2 protein-coding genes (1 of these 2 cut by a window edge) are annotated in these 18,110 nt (G+C 68.5%); both read left to right on the plus strand.

What is annotated here, in order from left to right:
• Positions 1-1,792: the 3' portion of an SDR family NAD(P)-dependent oxidoreductase gene (locus OG767_RS13735; protein ID WP_405094216.1), read on the plus strand. It extends 18,785 nt beyond the left edge of the window; 1,792 of the gene's 20,577 nt are visible here — the last part of the coding sequence; its start codon lies beyond the left edge, outside the window; its stop codon occupies positions 1,790-1,792.
• Positions 1,789-18,090 (plus strand): type I polyketide synthase, encoded by a 16,302-nt coding sequence (locus OG767_RS13740; protein ID WP_405093738.1) that lies wholly within the window; start codon positions 1,789-1,791, stop codon positions 18,088-18,090. The genes OG767_RS13735 and OG767_RS13740 overlap by 4 nt, the downstream gene beginning before the upstream one ends.
• Positions 18,091-18,110: the final 20 nt, after the last annotated feature.

The raw sequence follows: 18,110 nt of genomic DNA on the forward strand, positions 1-18,110 counted from the left end.
GGACACCCTGCGCGGGATGGGTGTGGACGATACGCACCTGGCCTCCTCCCGCGATCTGGACTTCCGGCGCAGCTTCCTGACCGCGACGGGAGGCGAGGGTGTGGATGTGGTGCTCAACGCCCTGACCGGCGAGTTCGTGGACGCGTCGCTGGACCTGCTGCCCCGCGGCGGCCGGTTCGTGGAGATGGGTAAAACCGACGTGCGGGACCCGGCCCAGGTTGCCGCGGACTACCCCGGGGTGGTGTATCAGGCGTTCAACCTGCCCGACACCGGCGCTGACCGGATCGGGCAGATGCTGACCGAGATCCTGGACATGTTCGCCACGGAGGTCCTGCAGCCGCTACCGGTGAGCGTGTTCGAGGCGACTCACGCCGTGCAGGCCCTGCGCTACCTGCAAGCAGCCCGCCACGTCGGCAAGGTGGTACTGCGGCTACCGACCGGACTGGACCCGGAAGGCACGGTGGTGATCACCGGCGGGACCGGGGTGTTGGGCGGATTGGTAGCCCGGCACCTGGTCACCACACACGGAGTCAGGCACCTGGTGTTGCTGTCCCGGCGCGGCCTGGCCGCGGCCGGAGCGGCGGAACTGGTCGGTGACCTGACCGAGCTGGGCGCACGGGTGCAGGTGACCGCGTGTGACGTCGCCGACCGCGACGCCCTGGCCGAGATGCTGGCGGCGGTGCCGGCCGAGCATCCGCTGGCCGGGGTGGTACACACCGCCGCAGTCCTCGACGACGGGGTGATCGAGGCGTTGACACCGCAGCGGCTGGACACGGTGCTGCGGGCCAAAGCCGACGCGGCATGGTGGCTACACGAACTGACCCAGGATATGGATCTTGCGATGTTCGTGGTGTATTCCTCGGCCGCGGCCACACTCGGATCACCAGGACAGGGAAACTACGCCGCGGCCAACGCCGTCCTGGACGCCCTGGCACTACGACGACAGATCACCGGTCTGGTCGGTCAGTCACTGGCATGGGGACTGTGGGCCCAACAATCGGCCATGACCGGACACCTCGACGAGGCCGACCTGGACCGGATGCGACGCAGCGGCGGCGTCCTTGCCATGTCCTCCGAGCAGGGCCTGGCGCTGTTCGACACGGCAATACGCACCCACCAGCCGCAACTCGTGCCGATCCGGGTGGACCTGCCCGCGCTGCGTCGTACCGGCGCCGGTGGTGTGCCGCCGTTGTGGCGGACATTGGCCGGCGGCTCCGGCTCGGCCCGCCGGGCGGCGACCACAACCGATACGCGGGTGGGTCTGGCCGCCAGGTTGGCCGCTATGGGAGTCGAGGAACGCCAGCGGACAGTCCTGGAACTGGTACGAATACAAGCCGCCGTTGTGCTCGGCCATGCCGGCCCCGCGACTATTGATCCGGACAGTGCGTTCCGTGAGCTCGGTTTCGACTCGTTGACCGCGGTGGAGTTGCGTAATCGGCTGGCCGCCGTGACTGGGTTGTCGTTGCCGGCCACGTTGGTCTTCGACTACCCCACCCCCGCCGAGCTCAGCCGCGAGCTGTGGACGCGAGTTGTGCCTGAGGAGAAGACGCCCGCAAACACTTTGGAGTCCGACTTGGACCGGGTCGAGCGGGCTATACGCACGTTGGGCCTGGGAGATGGCGGAAATCCGTCGAAGCTGGCGGATCGCCTGCGTGAGCTGGTGCGCAGGCTTGACGCCCAGACGGGCGGCCACGGGGCGATCCCGGTGATCGACACCTATGCGGCCTCCGATGACGAGCTGTTCGACGTTATCGACAAGATCGCAGGCTCCGAGGGAGGGCGTACGGCGTGAGCAACGATGAGAAGCTGCGGACATATCTGCGACAGGCCACGGACAACCTGCTGGAGACCCGACGACGCCTGCAGGAGATTCAGGACCGGGCGAGTGAGCCCATCGCCGTGGTCTCGATGGCCTGCCGGTTCTCGGCCGGCATAGACACCCCGGAACAACTCTGGGATCTCATCGCCACCGGTAGCGACGCCATCGGGCCATGGCCGATGGATCGGGGTTGGGATGTCGAGTCGCTGTACGACCCGGATCCGACACGGCCGGGAACCAGCTACGTCCGCGAGGGCGGGTTCCTGACTGACGTGGCGTTGTTCGATGCGGGGTTCTTCGGGATCAGTCCGCGGGAGGCTGTGGCGATGGATCCGCAGCAGCGGTTGTTGTTGGAGGTGTCCTGGGAGGCGTTGGAGCGGGCGGGGATCGACCCGTCGGGGCTGCGTGGGTCGGACACGGGCGTGTATGTGGGTACCACCGGGCAGGACTACGTATCGATGATTGGCGATGCGCAGACCGGTAGTGAGGGGCATCTGCTGACCGGTAATGCGGCGAGTGTGATGTCGGGGCGGGTGGCGTACAGCTTGGGCCTGGAGGGTCCGGCGGTGTCGGTGGATACGGCGTGTTCGTCGTCGTTGGTGGCGGTGCATTTGGCGGCGCAGGCGTTGCGGTCGGGTGAGTGTTCGATGGCCCTGGCCGGCGGTGCAGCGGTGATGGCCACCCCGGCAGCGTTCGTGGAGTTCTCCCGGCAGGGCGGATTGGCCGCCGATGGGCGGTGCAAGCCGTTCGCGGACGCGGCTGACGGTACGGGTTGGGGTGAAGGCGTCGGGGTTGTGGTGTTGGAGCGGTTGTCGGATGCGCGTCGGCGGGGGCATCAGGTGTTGGCGGTGCTGCGGGGCAGCGCGGTCAACCAGGACGGTGCGTCGAATGGGTTGAGTGCTCCGAATGGGCCGTCGCAGCAGCGGGTGATCCGTCAGGCCCTGGCCAACGCGCGGCTGACACCGGGCGAGGTGGACGTGGTCGAGGCGCACGGCACTGGCACCACGCTGGGTGATCCGATCGAGGCGCAGGCGCTGATTGCCGCGTACGGTCAGGATCGGCCGGCGGGGCAGCCGTTGCGGTTGGGGTCGGTGAAGTCGAACATCGGCCACACCATGGCGGCCGCGGGTGTTGCCGGGATCATCAAGATGGTCCTGGCGATGCGGCACGGGTTGATGCCCAAGACATTGCATGTGGATGCTCCGTCGTCACATGTGGACTGGTCGGCCGGGTCGGTGCAGTTGCTGACCGAGGCGACACCGTGGCCGGTCAATGGTCGGCCGAGGCGGGCTGGGGTGTCGTCGTTTGGGATCAGCGGTACCAATGCCCACCTCATCCTCGAAGAAGCCGAACCGGCATCGGATACGGCGTTGGCTCATGAGCCGGCCCTGCCGGCTGACGGTGTGGTGCCGTGGTTGTTGTCGGCGAAGTCTGAGGTGGCGTTGCGGGCGCAGGCGCAGCGGTTGGCGGGGTTTGTGGCTGACCGGCCTGAGGTGGATCCGGTGGTGGTGGGGCGGGCGTTGGCGGGTCGGGCCGTGTTTGCGCATCGGGCGGTGGTGGTGGCCGCTGGTGTGGGCGGGTTCTTGGCGGGGTTGCGGGATGTGGATGTTTCGTCGGTGGTGGTGCGGGGTGTCGCGGCTGGTGTGGGTGGGTTGGGTCCGGTGTTTGTGTTTCCGGGTCAGGGGGCGCAGTGGGTGGGGATGGGGGTGGCGTTGTGGGATGTGGAGCCGGTGTTCGCGGAGGCGATGGGTCGGTGTGCGGAGGTGTTGGCGCCGTTTGTGGATTGGTCGTTGCGGGAGGCGTTGGCTGATCCGGTGTTGTTGGGTCGGGTGGATGTGGTGCAGCCGGTGTCGTGGGCGGTGATGGTGTCGTTGGCGGAGTTGTGGCGTTCGGTGGGTGTGGTTCCGGCGGCGGTGGTGGGGCACAGTCAGGGTGAGATCGCGGCGGCGTGTGTGGCTGGTGGTTTGTCGTTGGCGGATGGGGCGCGGGTGGTGGCGTTGCGGAGTCGGGCGATTGTGGCGTTGTCGGGGTCGGGGGGCATGGTGTCGGTGCCCGCACCCCTGGACGAGGTGCTGGAGTTGATTGTCGGGTGGGGTGGGGACCTGTCGGTGGCGGCGGTCAACGGTCCGGCGCAGGTGGTGATTTCCGGTACCGCGGCGGCGTGTGAGGAGTTCGTGCAGGCGTACGCGGAGTTGGGTGTTCGTCGGATCGCGGTGGACTACGCGTCGCATTCGTCGCAGGTGCAGGCGATCCGCGACCGGTTGCACACCGATCTGGCCGGTCTGCAGCCTCGTAGTGGGCAGGTGCCGTTCTACTCGACGCTGGAAGCGGCGTTGGTGGATACCGCTGGTCTTGATGGTGGCTACTGGTATCGGAACTTGCGGCACACGGTCCGGTTCGGCGAGGTGATTCAGACGCTGACCGAGGCCGGTCATCGGACGTTCGTGGAGGTTAGTCCGCATCCGGTGTTGGCGATGGCGGTGGAGCAGGCCGGTGAGGATCTGGTGGTGGCCGGCACTCTGCGTCGTGACGACGGTGGGCGGGATCGGTGGCTGCGTTCGATGGCCGCCCTGCACGTCGCCGGTGTCGCCGTCGACTGGACTCCGGCGCTGGGCACCGGCCCGACCCACACGATTGCCTTGCCCACTTACCCATTCCAGCATCAGCGGTTCTGGCCGCAGACGGCGGCGGCTGGTGCGGGGGACGTTCGGGTGTTGGGGTTGGGTTCGGTTGATCATCCGTTGTTGGGTGCGGCGGTGTCGTTGGCTGATGGGGATGGGGTGTTGTTGACCGGCCGGTTGTCGTTGTCTGCGCAGCCGTGGCTGGCCGATCATGCGGTGTTGGGTTCGGTGTTGTTGGCGGGCACGGCGTTCGTGGAGTTGGTGGTGTATGCCGGGGACCAGGTGGGTTGTGGCGTGGTGGAGGAGTTGACGCTGCAGGCGCCGTTGGTGTTGCCCGAGCAGGGTGGGGTGCAGGTGCAGGTGTGGGTTGGTGATCCCGACCAGGATGGTCGGCGGCCGGTCAACGTGTACTCCCGGGCAGAGGATGTGCAGGGTTCGTGGACTCGGCATGCCATGGGTGTGCTGAGCCCGCAGGCCGGTCGGGTTGCGGCGGGGTTGGGGCAGTGGCCGCCGGCGGATGCGCGGCCGGTGGCGGTTGACGGTTTGTACGAGCGGTTGGCCGGTGGCGGGTATGTGTACGGGCCGGTGTTTCAGGGTGTGCGGGCGGTGTGGCGTTCCGAGCGGGATGTGTATGCCGAGGTGACGCTGCCCGAGCACGCCGAAGCCGACGGGTTCGGACTACATCCGGCGGCGTTGGACGCGGCGTTGCACCCGATCGGGTTGACCGGGCTGCTCGGCGACGACGGGGCGGCGGTGTTGCCGTTCGCGTGGAGCGGGGTCCGGCTGCACGCGACCGGAGCGAGGACGCTGCGGGTCCGGCTGACATCCGCCGACGACGGCGGTGTCGCGGTGGCGGTGTTTGACACCGCCGGCCAGCCGGTCCTGACCGCGGACTCGCTGGTGCTGCGACCGGTGACCGCCGACCAACTGGGCGCCGGGGTGCCGGATGCGGCCCGGTCACTGTTCGCGGTGGAGTGGGTGCCGCTGCCGGATACGACGCCCGACACCCCGGCGGCGGCTACCGAACTGGTCTGGGCGTGGCATGGGCAGGTTGAGGGTGAGCTGCCCCCCGTCGTGGTCGCCGAGCTACCGGCCGAAGACGATGCTGTGGGTGTTGTCGAGGCTACGCACGCTGCGAGCGCGTTGGTGTTGGGTTGGGTTCAGGATTGGCTGGCTGATCCGGGCACGGAGGGTTCCCGGTTGGTGGTGCTCACCCGTGGTGCTACCGATGGCAGTGACCTGGCCGCGGCCGCGGTTTGGGGCTTGGTCCGTTCCGCGCAGTCTGAACACCCCCACCGATTCATCCTGCTCGACCTCGACGATCACACCGACCACGGCAGCGAACTGGGCAGAATCCTGACAGCGGTGCTCGACAGCGGCGAACCAGAAATCGCGGTACGCGCCGGTGAGTTGTATGCCCGCCGGTTGACCCGAGCCGGTACTGGCCGGCTGCCCCTGTCCGGCGCTGACGGGTTGTCGGCGGGGTTGGATGCGGGTGGCACGGTGGTGGTCACTGGTGGGACTGGGGTGTTGGGTGGGTTGGTGGCCCGGCATCTGGTCACTACGCATGGGGTCAGGCATCTGGTGTTGTTGTCCCGGCGCGGCCTGGCCGCGGCCGGGGCGACGGAGTTGGTCGGTGACCTGACCGAGCTGGGTGCGCGGGTGCGGGTGGCCGCGTGTGACGTCGCCGACCGGCACGCTTTGGCCGATGCCCTGGCGGCGGTGCCGGCCGAGCATCCGCTGGTCGGGGTGGTGCACACCGCGGGAGTGCTTGATGACGGGGTGGTCGAGGCGTTGACGCCGCGGCGGCTGGAGCCGGTGTTGCGGGCCAAGGCCGATGCGGCGTGGTGGTTGCACGAGCTGACCCAGGATATGGATCTTGCGATGTTCGTGGTGTATTCCTCGGCCGCGGCCACGCTCGGATCACCGGGGCAGGGTAACTACGCCGCGGCGAATGCGGTCTTGGACGCCTTGGCGTTGCGGCGGCGGGCTGAGGGTCTGGTCGGGCAGTCGTTGGCGTGGGGGCTGTGGGCGCAGCAGTCGGCGATGACTGGGCATCTCGACGGCGTGGATCTGGGTCGGATGCGACGCAGCGGCGGGGTCCTTGCCATGTCCTCCGAGGAGGGCCTGGCGTTGTTCGATGCGGCGGTGCGTACCGACCGGCCGCAGCTGGTGCCGATGCGGGTGGACCTGCCCGTGCTGCGACGCGCCGGCGCCGGTGGCCTGCCGCCGTTGTGGCAGGCGTTGGCCGGCAGCTCGACCCGCCGGGCGGCGTCCACCGCCGATACGCCGATGGGTCTGGCCGCCAGGCTGGCGGCTATGGGGGTCGAGGATCGCCAGCGGACGGTGCTGGAGCTGGTGCGGGGACAGGCCGCGGTCGTGCTCGGCCATGCCGACCCAGCGGCGGTTGATCCGGACAGCGCGTTCCGTGAGCTCGGTTTCGACTCGCTGACTGCGGTGGAGTTGCGTAATCGGTTGGCCGCCGCGACTGGGTTGTCGTTGCCGGCCACGCTGGTCTTCGACTACCCCACCCCTGACGTGTTGGCCCGGTACGTGCTGACGGAACTGCTTGGTGAGCAGGTCGATGTTCTCGTGCCGGTGGTGGTTGGTGCGGGTGTGGATGAGCCGGTGGCGATTGTGGGGATGGGGTGTCGGTATCCGGGTGGGGTGGGTGACCCGGAGGAGTTCTGGCGGTTGCTGGTTGAGGGTGTTGACGCGGTGGGTGGGTTCCCCGCCGATCGGGGTTGGGATGTCGGGTCGTGGGATGACCCGGATTCGGCGGGGTCGGAGACCACGTATGTCCGCGAGGGCGGGTTCCTGACTGATGCGGCGTTGTTCGATGCGGGGTTCTTCGGGATCAGTCCGCGGGAGGCTGTGGCGATGGATCCGCAGCAGCGGTTGTTGTTGGAGGTTTCCTGGGAGGCGTTGGAGCGGGCGGGGATCGATCCGTCGGGGCTGCGGGGGTCGGACACCGGCGTGTACGTGGGCCTCATGTACCACGACTACGCGATGCAGTTGGCGGCGAGTCCGGCTGAGACCGAGGGATATGCCACCGGGACCAGCGGAAGTGTGGCGTCGGGGCGGGTGGCGTACACGCTGGGTCTGGAGGGTCCGGCGGTGTCGGTGGATACGGCGTGTTCGTCGTCGTTGGTGGCGGTGCATTTGGCGGCGCAGGCGTTGCGGTCGGGTGAGTGTTCGATGGCTCTGGCTGGCGGTGTGACGGTGATGGCCACCCCGGGGGCGTTCGTGGAGTTTTCCCGGCAGGGCGGGTTGGCTGCTGACGGGCGGTGCAAGCCGTTCGCGGATGCCGCCGACGGTACGGGTTGGGGTGAAGGCGTCGGCGTTGTGGTGTTGGAGCGGTTGTCGGATGCGCGTCGGCGGGGGCATCAGGTGCTGGCGGTGCTGCGGGGCAGCGCGGTCAATCAGGATGGTGCGTCGAATGGGTTGAGTGCTCCGAATGGGCCGTCGCAGCAGCGGGTGATCCGTCAGGCTTTGGCTAACGCGCGGTTGTCGCCGGGCGAGGTGGATGTGGTGGAGGCGCACGGTACGGGCACCACGCTGGGTGATCCGATCGAGGCGCAGGCGCTGATTGCCGCGTACGGTCAGGATCGGCCGGCGGGGCAGCCGTTGCGGTTGGGGTCGGTGAAGTCGAACATCGGCCACACTCAGGCAGCCGCAGGCGTTGCCGGGATCATCAAAATGGTCCTCGCCATGCGGCACGGGCTGATGCCCAAGACGCTGCATGTGGACGCTCCGTCGTCACATGTGGACTGGTCGGCCGGTTCGGTGCAGTTGTTGACCGAGGCGACACCATGGCCGGTCAACGGCCGGCCACGACGCGCCGGGGTGTCCTCGTTCGGAGTCAGCGGCACCAACGCCCACCTCATCTTGGAGGAGGCCGAACCGCTCAAGATCCTGGAGGAGGCCGATCCGTTCGAGCCGCCGCGGGACACAGCGGCCGACCCGGTGGGCTCGGGCCAGGGGGCGCCGGCCCTGCCGGCTGACGGTGTGGTGCCGTGGTTGTTGTCGGCGAAGTCTGAGGTGGCGTTGCGGGCGCAGGCGCAGCGGTTGGCGGGGTTTGTGGCTGACCGGCCTGAGGTGGATCCGGTGGTGGTGGGGCGGGCGTTGGCGGGTCGGGCCGTGTTTGCGCATCGGGCGGTGGTGGTGGCCGCTGGTGTGGGCGGGTTCTTGGCGGGGTTGCGGGATGTGGATGTTTCGTCGGTGGTGGTGCGGGGTGTCGCGGCTGGTGTGGGTGGGTTGGGTCCGGTGTTTGTGTTTCCGGGTCAGGGGGCGCAGTGGGTGGGGATGGGGGTGGCGTTGTGGGATGTGGAGCCGGTGTTCGCGGAGGCGATGGGTCGGTGTGCGGAGGTGTTGGCGCCGTTTGTGGATTGGTCGTTGCGGGAGGCGTTGGCTGATCCGGTGTTGTTGGGTCGGGTGGATGTGGTGCAGCCGGTGTCGTGGGCGGTGATGGTGTCGTTGGCGGAGTTGTGGCGTTCGGTGGGTGTGGTTCCGGCGGCGGTGGTGGGGCACAGTCAGGGTGAGATCGCGGCGGCGTGTGTGGCTGGTGGTTTGTCGTTGGCGGATGGGGCGCGGGTGGTGGCGTTGCGGAGTCGGGCGATTGTGGCGTTGTCGGGGTCGGGGGGCATGGTGTCGGTGCCCGCACCCCTGGACGAGGTGCAGGAGTTGATTGTCGGGTGGGGTGGGGACCTGTCGGTGGCGGCGGTCAACGGTCCGGCGCAGGTGGTGATCTCCGGTACCGCGGCGGCGTGTGAGGAGTTCGTGCAGGCGTACGCGGAGTTGGGTGTCCGTCGGATCGCGGTGGACTACGCGTCGCATTCGTCGCAGGTGCAGGCGATCCGCGACCGGTTGCACACCGATCTGGCCGGTCTGCAGCCTCGTAGTGGGCAGGTGCCGTTCTACTCGACGCTGGAAGCGGGGCGGGTCGACACCGCTGGCCTTGATGGCGGCTACTGGTATCGGAACCTGCGGCACACGGTCCGGTTCGGCGAGGTGATCCAGACGCTGACCGAGGCCGGTCATCGGACGTTCGTGGAGGTTAGTCCGCATCCGGTGTTGGCGATGGCGGTGGAGCAGGCCGGTGAGGATCTGGTGGTGGCCGGCACTCTGCGTCGTGACGACGGCGGACGGGACCGGTGGCTGCGTTCGATGGCCGCCCTGCACGTTGCGGGCATCACCATCGACTGGACCTCGACACTGCTCGGCCCGAGTACCGGTCGGCAGGCTCTGGAGCTGCCGACCTACCCATTCCAGCATCAGCGGTTCTGGCCGCAGACGGCGCTGCCCGGTGTGGGCGACGTCCGGGTATTGGGGCAGGGTTCGGCTGATCATCCGTTGTTGCGGGCGGCGGTGTCGTTGGCTGATGGGGATGGGGTGTTGTTGACCGGCCGGTTGTCGTTGTCTGCGCAGCCGTGGCTGGCCGATCATGCGGTGTTGGGTTCGGTGTTGTTGGCGGGCACGGCGTTCGTGGAGTTGGTGGTGTATGCCGGGGACCAGGTGGGTTGTGGCGTGGTGGAGGAGTTGACGCTGCAGGCGCCGTTGGTGTTGCCCGAGCAGGGTGGGGTGCAGGTGCAGGTGTGGGTCGGTGATCCCGACCAGGATGGTCGGCGGCCGGTCAACGTGTACTCCCGGCCGGAGGGTGAGGGCGTGGGGGGTTCGTGGACTCGGCATGCCACGGGTGTGCTGAGCCCGCAGGCCGGTCGGGTTGCGGCGGGGTTGGGGCAGTGGCCGCCGGCGGATGCGCGGCCGGTGGCGGTTGACGGCTTGTATGAGCGGTTGGCCGGTGGTGGGTATGTGTATGGGCCGGTGTTTCAGGGCTTGCGGGCGGTGTGGCGTGGCGGCCGGGATGTGTACGCCGAGGTGACGCTGTCCGAGAACGCCGAAGCGGATGGGTTCGGGTTGCATCCGGCGGTGTTGGACGCGGCGTTGCACCCGATCGGGTTGACCGGGCTGCTCGGCGACGACGGGGCGGCGGTGTTGCCGTTCGCGTGGAGCGGGGTCCGGCTGCACGCGACCGGAGCGAGGACGCTGCGGGTCCGGCTGACACCCGTCGACGACGGCGGTGTCGCGGTGGCGGTGTTTGACACCGCCGGTCAGCCGGTCCTGACCGCGGACTCGCTGGTGATGCGACCAGTGACCACCGACCAACTCGCGGCCGGGGCGCTAGACGCGGCGCAGTCACTGTTCACCGTGCAATGGGTGCCGCTACCGGACGCGGAACCCGACACCACGGCGGCGGCTACCGAGACGGCCTGGGCGTGGCATGGGCAGGTTGACGGCGAACTGCCCCCCGTCGTGGTCGCCGAGCTACCAGCTGCGGGCGATCTACCGGCTGCGGGCGATGCTGTGGGTGTTGTCGAGGCTACGCACGTGGCGAGTGCGTTGGTGTTGGGGTGGGTTCAGGATTGGCTGGCTGGTCCGGGTACGGAGGGTTCCCGGTTGGTGGTGCTCACCCACGGTGCTACCGATGGCAGTGACCTGGCCGCGGCCGCGGTATGGGGCCTGGTCCGCTCCGCGCAGTCCGAACACCCCAACCGATTCATCCTGCTCGACACCGACACCGACACCGACACCGACACCGACACCGACACCGACACCGACCACGGCACCGGCACTGGCACCGACCGCGGCAGCGAATTGGGCAGGATTCTGACGGCGGTGCTCGATAGCGGCGAGCCGGAGATTGCGGTTCGTGCTGGTGGGTTGTTTGTCCGGCGGTTGGTCCGGGCCGGTGGTGGCCGTTTGGTCCTGCCTGGGGCTGAGCGGTTGTCGTGGCGTCTGGGTGTGTCGGAGCCGGGCAGTTTGGACAATCTTGCGGTGGTGGAGTGTTCGGAGGTGGTGGCGCCTTTGGGGGTTGGGCAGGTGCGGGTTGGGGTGCGGGCGGCGGGGTTGAACTTCCGGGATGTGTTGGTCGGGTTGGGTATGTATCCGGATCCGGCTGCGGTGATGGGTAGTGAGGCGGCGGGGGTGGTGTTGGAGACTGGTCCGGGTGTGAGTGGGGTGGTGGTCGGGGATCGGGTGTTTGGCATGTTCAACGGTGCGTTGGGGCCGGTGGCGGTCACGGATCATCGGCTGTTGGCTCGGGTGCCGCGGGGGTGGTCGTTTACCCGGGCGGCGTCGACGCCGATTGTGTTCCTGACCGCGTTCTACGCGTTGCGGGATCTGGCTGGTGTGCGGTCGGGGCAACGGATTCTGATTCATGCTGCGGCCGGTGGGGTGGGTATGGCCGCGGTGCAGTTGGCCCGGGCGTGGGGTTTGCAGGTGTACGCCACCGCGAGTGCCGGTAAGTGGGAGATCTTGCGGGGGATGGGGTTGGACGATGCGCACCTGGCTTCTTCCCGGGATCTGGAGTTTCGCCGCAGCTTCCTGGCCGTGACAGGGGGGGAGGGTGTGGATGTGGTGCTCAACGCCTTGGCCGGGGAGTTCGTGGACGCGTCGTTGGACCTGCTGCCCCATGGTGGCCGGTTCGTGGAGATGGGTAAGACCGATGTGCGGGACCCGGCGCGGGTTGCCGCGGACCATCCCGGGGTGGTGTATCAGGCGTTCGACCTGTCCGACGCTGGTGCTGACCGGATCGGGCAGATGCTGGCCGAGGTTTTGGACATGTTCGCTGCGGGGGTCCTGCGGCCGCTGCCGGTGAGTGTGTTTGAGGCGACTGACGCGGTGCAGGCCCTGCGTCATCTGCAGGCGGCTCGTCATGTGGGCAAGGTGGTGCTGCGGCTGCCGGCCGGGTTGGATCCGGAAGGCACGGTGGTGGTCACTGGTGGGACTGGGGTGTTGGGTGGGTTGGTGGCCCGGCATCTGGTCACCACGTATGGGGTCAGGCATCTGTTGTTGTTGTCGAGGCGGGGTCCGGCCGCGGCGGGGGCGGCGGAGTTGGTCGGTGACCTGACCGGGTTGGGTGCGCGGGTGCGGGTGGCGGCGTGTGACGTCGCCGACCGGCACGCTTTGGCCGAGGTGTTGGCGGCGGTGCCGGCCGAGCATCCGCTGGTCGGGGTGGTGCATACCGCGGGAGTGCTTGATGACGGGGTGGTCGAGGCGTTGACGCCGCGGCGGCTGGAGCCGGTGTTGCGGGCCAAGGCCGATGCGGCGTGGTGGTTGCACGAGCTGACCCAGGATATGGATCTTGCGATGTTCGTGGTGTATTCCTCGGCCGCGGCCACGCTCGGATCACCGGGGCAGGGTAACTACGCCGCGGCGAATGCGGTCTTGGACGCCTTGGCGTTGCGGCGGCGGGCTGAGGGTCTGGTCGGGCAGTCGTTGGCGTGGGGGCTGTGGGCGCAGCAGTCGGCGATGACTGGGCATCTCGACGGCGTGGATCTGGGTCGGATGCGACGCAGCGGCGGGGTCCTTGCCATGTCCTCCGAGGAGGGCCTGGCGTTGTTCGATGCGGCGGTGCGTGTCGACCGGCCGCAGCTGGTGCCGATGCGGGTGGATCTGGCCGCGTTGCGTCGCGCCGGCGCCGGTGGCCTGCCGCCGTTGTGGCAGGCGTTGGCCGGCAGCTCGACCCGCCGGGCGGCGTCCACCGCCGATACGCCGGTGGATCTGGCCGCCAGGCTGGCGGCTATGGGGGTCGAGGATCGCCAGCGGACGGTGCTGGAGCTGGTGCGGGGACAGGCCGCGGTCGTGCTCGGCCATGCCGACCCAGCGGCGGTTGATCCGGACAGCGCGTTCCGTGAGCTCGGTTTCGACTCGCTGACTGCGGTGGAGTTGCGTAATCGGTTGGCTACCGCGACTGGGTTGTCGTTGCCGGCCACGCTGGTCTTCGACTATCCGACCCCGGTGGTGTTGGCCCGGTACGTGCTGACGGAACTGCTTGGTGAGCAGGTCGATGTTCTCGTGCCGGTGGTGGTTGGTGCGGGTGTGGATGAGCCGGTGGCGATTGTGGGGATGGGGTGTCGGTATCCGGGTGGGGTGGGTGACCCGGAGGAGTTCTGGCGGTTGCTGGTTGAGGGTGTTGACGCGGTGGGTGGGTTCCCCGCCGATCGGGGTTGGGATGTCGGGTCGTGGGATGACCCGGATTCGGCGGGGTCGGAGACCACGTATGTCCGCGAGGGCGGGTTCCTGGCTGACGCGGCGTTGTTTGATGCGGGGTTTTTTGGGATCAGTCCGCGGGAGGCTGTGGCGATGGATCCGCAGCAGCGGTTGTTGTTGGAGGTTTCCTGGGAGGCGTTGGAGCGGGCGGGGATCGATCCGTCGGGGCTGCGTGGGTCGGACACCGGCGTGTATGTCGGCACCCATGGGCAGGATTATCCGGCGTTGTTGAGTGTGGCTGACGCTGCGGGGGAGGGGTTCTCCGGTACCGGCAACGCGGCGAGTGTGATGTCGGGGCGGGTGGCGTACACGCTGGGTCTGGAGGGTCCGGCGGTGTCGGTGGATACGGCGTGTTCGTCGTCGTTGGTGGCGGTGCATCTGGCGGCGCAGGCGTTGCGCTCGGGTGAGTGTTCGATGGCCCTGGCCGGCGGTGTAGCGGTGATGGCCACCCCGGGGGCGTTCGTGGGGTTCAACCGGCAGGGTGGGTTGGCTGCTGACGGGCGGTGTAAGCCGTTCGCGGATGCGGCTGACGGTACGGGTTGGGGTGAGGGTGTCGGGGTTGTGGTGTTGGAGCGGTTGTCGGATGCGCGTCGGCGGGGGCATCAGGTGTTGGCGGTGCTGCGGGGCAGCGCGGTCAACCAGGATGGCGCGTCGAATGGGTTGAGTGCTCCGAACGGGCCGTCGCAGCAGCGGGTGATCCGTCAGGCCCTGGCCAACGCGCGGTTGTCGCCGGGCGAGGTGGACGTGGTGGAGGCGCACGGTACGGGCACCACGCTGGGTGATCCGATCGAGGCGCAGGCGCTGATTGCCGCGTACGGTCAGGATCGGCCGGCGGGGCAGCCGTTGCGGTTGGGGTCGGTGAAGTCGAACATCGGCCACACCATGGCGGCCGCGGGTGTTGCCGGGATCATCAAGATGGTCCTGGCGATGCGGCACGGTTTGATGCCCAAGACGCTGCATGTGGATGCCCCGTCGTCACATGTGGACTGGTCGGCCGGGTCGGTGCAGTTGCTGACCGAGGCGACACCGTGGCCGGTCAATGGTCGGCCGAGGCGGGCTGGGGTGTCGTCGTTTGGGATCAGCGGTACCAATGCCCACCTCATCCTCGAAGAAGCCGAACCGGCACCGGATACGGCGTCGGCTCATGAGCCGGCCCTGCCGGCTGACGGTGTGGTGCCGTGGTTGTTGTCGGCGAAGTCTGAGGTGGCGTTGCGGGCGCAGGCGCAGCGGTTGGCGGGGTTTGTGGCTGACCGGCCTGAGGTGGATCCGGTGGTGGTGGGGCGGGCGTTGGCGGGCCGGGCCGTGTTTGCGCATCGGGCGGTGGTGGTGGCCGCTGGTGTGGGCGGGTTCTTGGCGGGGTTGCGGGATGTGGATGTTTCGTCGGTGGTGGTGCGGGGTGTCGCGGCTGGTGTGGGTGGGTTGGGTCCGGTGTTTGTGTTTCCGGGTCAGGGGGCGCAGTGGGTGGGGATGGGGGTGGCGTTGTGGGATGTGGAGCCGGTGTTCGCGGAGGCGATGGGTCGGTGTGCGGAGGTGTTGGCGCCGTTTGTGGATTGGTCGTTGCGGGAGGCGTTGGCTGATCCGGTGTTGTTGGGTCGGGTGGATGTGGTGCAGCCGGTGTCGTGGGCGGTGATGGTGTCGTTGGCGGAGTTGTGGCGTTCGGTGGGTGTGGTTCCGGCGGCGGTGGTGGGGCACAGTCAGGGTGAGATCGCGGCGGCGTGTGTGGCTGGTGGCCTGTCGTTGGCGGATGGGGCGCGGGTGGTGGCGTTGCGGAGTCGGGCGATTGTGGCGTTGTCGGGGTCGGGGGGCATGGTGTCGGTGCCCGCACCCCTGGACGAGGTGCTGGAGTTGATTGTCGGGTGGGGTGGGGACCTGTCGGTGGCGGCGGTCAACGGTCCGGCGCAGGTGGTGATTTCCGGTACCGCGGCGGCGTGTGAGGAGTTCGTCCAGGCGTACGCGGAGTTGGGTGTTCGTCGGATCGCGGTGGACTACGCGTCGCATTCGCCGCAGGTGCAGGCGATCCGCGACCGGTTGCACACCGATCTGGCCGGTCTGCAGCCTCGTAGTGGGCAGGTGCCGTTCTACTCGACGCTGGAAGCGGCGTTGGTGGATACCGCTGGTCTTGATGGCGGCTACTGGTATCGGAACTTGCGGCACACGGTCCGGTTCGGCGAGGTGATCCGCACCCTGACCGAAGCCGGTCATCGGACGTTCGTGGAGGTCAGTCCGCATCCGGTGTTGGCGATGGCGGTGGAGCAGGCCGGTGAGGATCTGGTGGTGGCCGGCACTCTGCGTCGTGACGACGGTGGGCGGGATCGGTGGCTGCGTTCGATGGCTGCCCTGCACGTCGCCGGTGTCGCCATCGACTGGACTCCGGCGCTGGGCGCCGGCCCGACCCACACGATTGCCTTGCCCACTTACCCATTCCAGCGTCAGCGGTTCTGGCCGGTGGTGCGGGGTGTGTCGGTGGGGGGTGTGGATGGTGGGTTTGATGCGGAGTTTTGGCAGGTGGTGCAGCGGGGTGATGTGGCGGCTTTGGCTTCTGTCTTGCGGGTGGATGAGGAGGGTGTGGCGGGGGTTCTGCCGGCGTTGGTGGAGTGGCGGCGGGCTCGTGAGGGCCGGCGGTTGATTGACGGGTGGCGGTACCGGGTTGTGTGGGAGCCGTTGACTGGTGGTCCTGAGGCGATGCTGGATGGTGTGTGGCTTCTGGTGTATGGCGTGGATTTGGTGGCTGATGACAGTGAGTGGGTCGGGTTGGTTGAGCAGGTTCTGGTGGGGCATGGTGCGCGGGTGGTGCCGGTAGCTGTTGACGGCAGCCGGGTGGGGGTGGCTGCGGCGTTGGGGGCGGTGGTGGGCGGGCCTGACGGGGGTGGGTGGGGTGGGGTGGTGTTCCTGCCTGGTCGGGCGCCGGTGCCTGAGTTGTTGGCGTTGCTGCAGGGTCTGCACGACGCTGACATGGGTAGCGACGCGGGGCGGGTGTGGGTGTTCACGCGGGGTGCGGTGGGTACGGGTCGTTTCGATGCTCCTGTGGATCCGGTGCAGGCTCAGGCGTGGGGTTTGGGTGTGGTCGCGGCGTTGGAGTATCCCCGTGTCTGGGGTGGTCTGGTTGATCTGCCCATGTCGTGGCCGGATGGGTCGCGGGACGCGGCTGCGATGGGGCGTCGTTGTGCTGGGGTGTTGGCTGGGTGGGGTGGTCAGGATCAGGTCGCGGTGCGCGCGAGTGGTGTGTATGGGCGCAGGTTGGTGCGTGCCCGGGCGGAGGGGTCGCCGCGGGTGTGGCAGCCGCGGGGCACGGTGTTGATCACTGGTGGTACTGGTGGTCTGGGTGGACATGTGGCTCGTTGGGTGGCTGGGCATGGTGCGCAGCATGTGGTGTTGGTGTCGCGTCGGGGTGTGGATGGGCCGGGCGTGGCCGAGTTGGTCGGTGAGTTGAGCGCTGATGGCCGGGTCCGGGTGAGTGTGTGGGGTTGTGATGTGGCGGATCGTGACGCGTTGGCGGCGGTCCTGTCCGAGGTGGGGCCGGTGGATGCGGTGGTCCACGCGGCGGGGGTGGGTCATCTCGCGGCTATCGATGATGTCGGTCCGCAGGTGGTAGAGCGTGTTTTGGCGGGGAAGGTCGCGGGTCTTCGTAATCTGCATGAGCTTCTGGTCGAGGGGTCCGAGCATCGGTTGGACGCGATGGTGTTGTTTTCTTCGAATGCTGGGGTGTGGGGTGGTGGTGGGCAGGGGGTGTATGCGGCTGCTAATGCGTTTCTGGATGCCTACGCCGTTCAGCAGCGTGCTGTGGGGCGGTCGGTGACCAGTGTGGCGTGGGGTTTGTGGGCTGGTGAGGGGATGGCTGAGCAGGGCGATACCGCGCGGTTGCATCGGCGTGGGGTTCGCAGTATGGATCCGCAGCGGGCGGTGCAGGCTCTGGCCGAGGCGGTCGGTCAGGGTGAGGACTTCCTCGCGGTGGCTGACGTGGACTGGGGCCAGTTCACGAAGGCGTTCACTTCCGCACGCCCGAGTGCGCTCCTGGCCGGACTGCCCGAGGCGCAAGCCGCCATCGCTGTAGCCGACGTCGAGCCTGGGCCGTTCGATGATTCAGCACTGGCCACCGAGCTACGGACGTTGACCGGCCCGCAACGTCAGCAGAAGATCCTCGAACTGGTACGCACCCACGCCGCCACCGCCCTGGGCCACGACAGCGCCGAGGCGATCCCACCTGATCGGGCGTTCCGCGAACTCGGCTTCGACTCGCTGACCGCGGTGGAACTACGCAACCGGCTGGCTACCGCGACCGGACTGCCGTTGCCGGCCACGCTGGTCTTCGACCATCCGACACCGGCCGCCCTGGCCGACCATCTCCGGGCCCAGCTGTGGCCGGCCGAGTCGGCCGAGGCACCGGCCGTCGCCGAGCTCGACCGGTTGGAACGCGTGCTCGCCGAATCAGCCGTGGACGCGGACACGCGTGCCCAGCTCGCCCGGCGCCTCCAGGCGTTGGTCGCTCGGCTCACCACGCCGTCGCCCGCGGAGTCGACCGCCGGGCCCGACACCGACCTGGACGAGGTCACCGACGACGAGCTGTTCGAACTTGTCGACAACGAGCTCGGCTCGGCCTGAACGCCCGTACCCGCTCCGGA

The sequence above is a fragment of the Micromonospora sp. NBC_01392 genome (assembly GCF_045040125.1).
In the GTDB taxonomy this organism is placed as follows: Bacteria; Actinomycetota; Actinomycetes; order Mycobacteriales; family Micromonosporaceae; genus Micromonospora.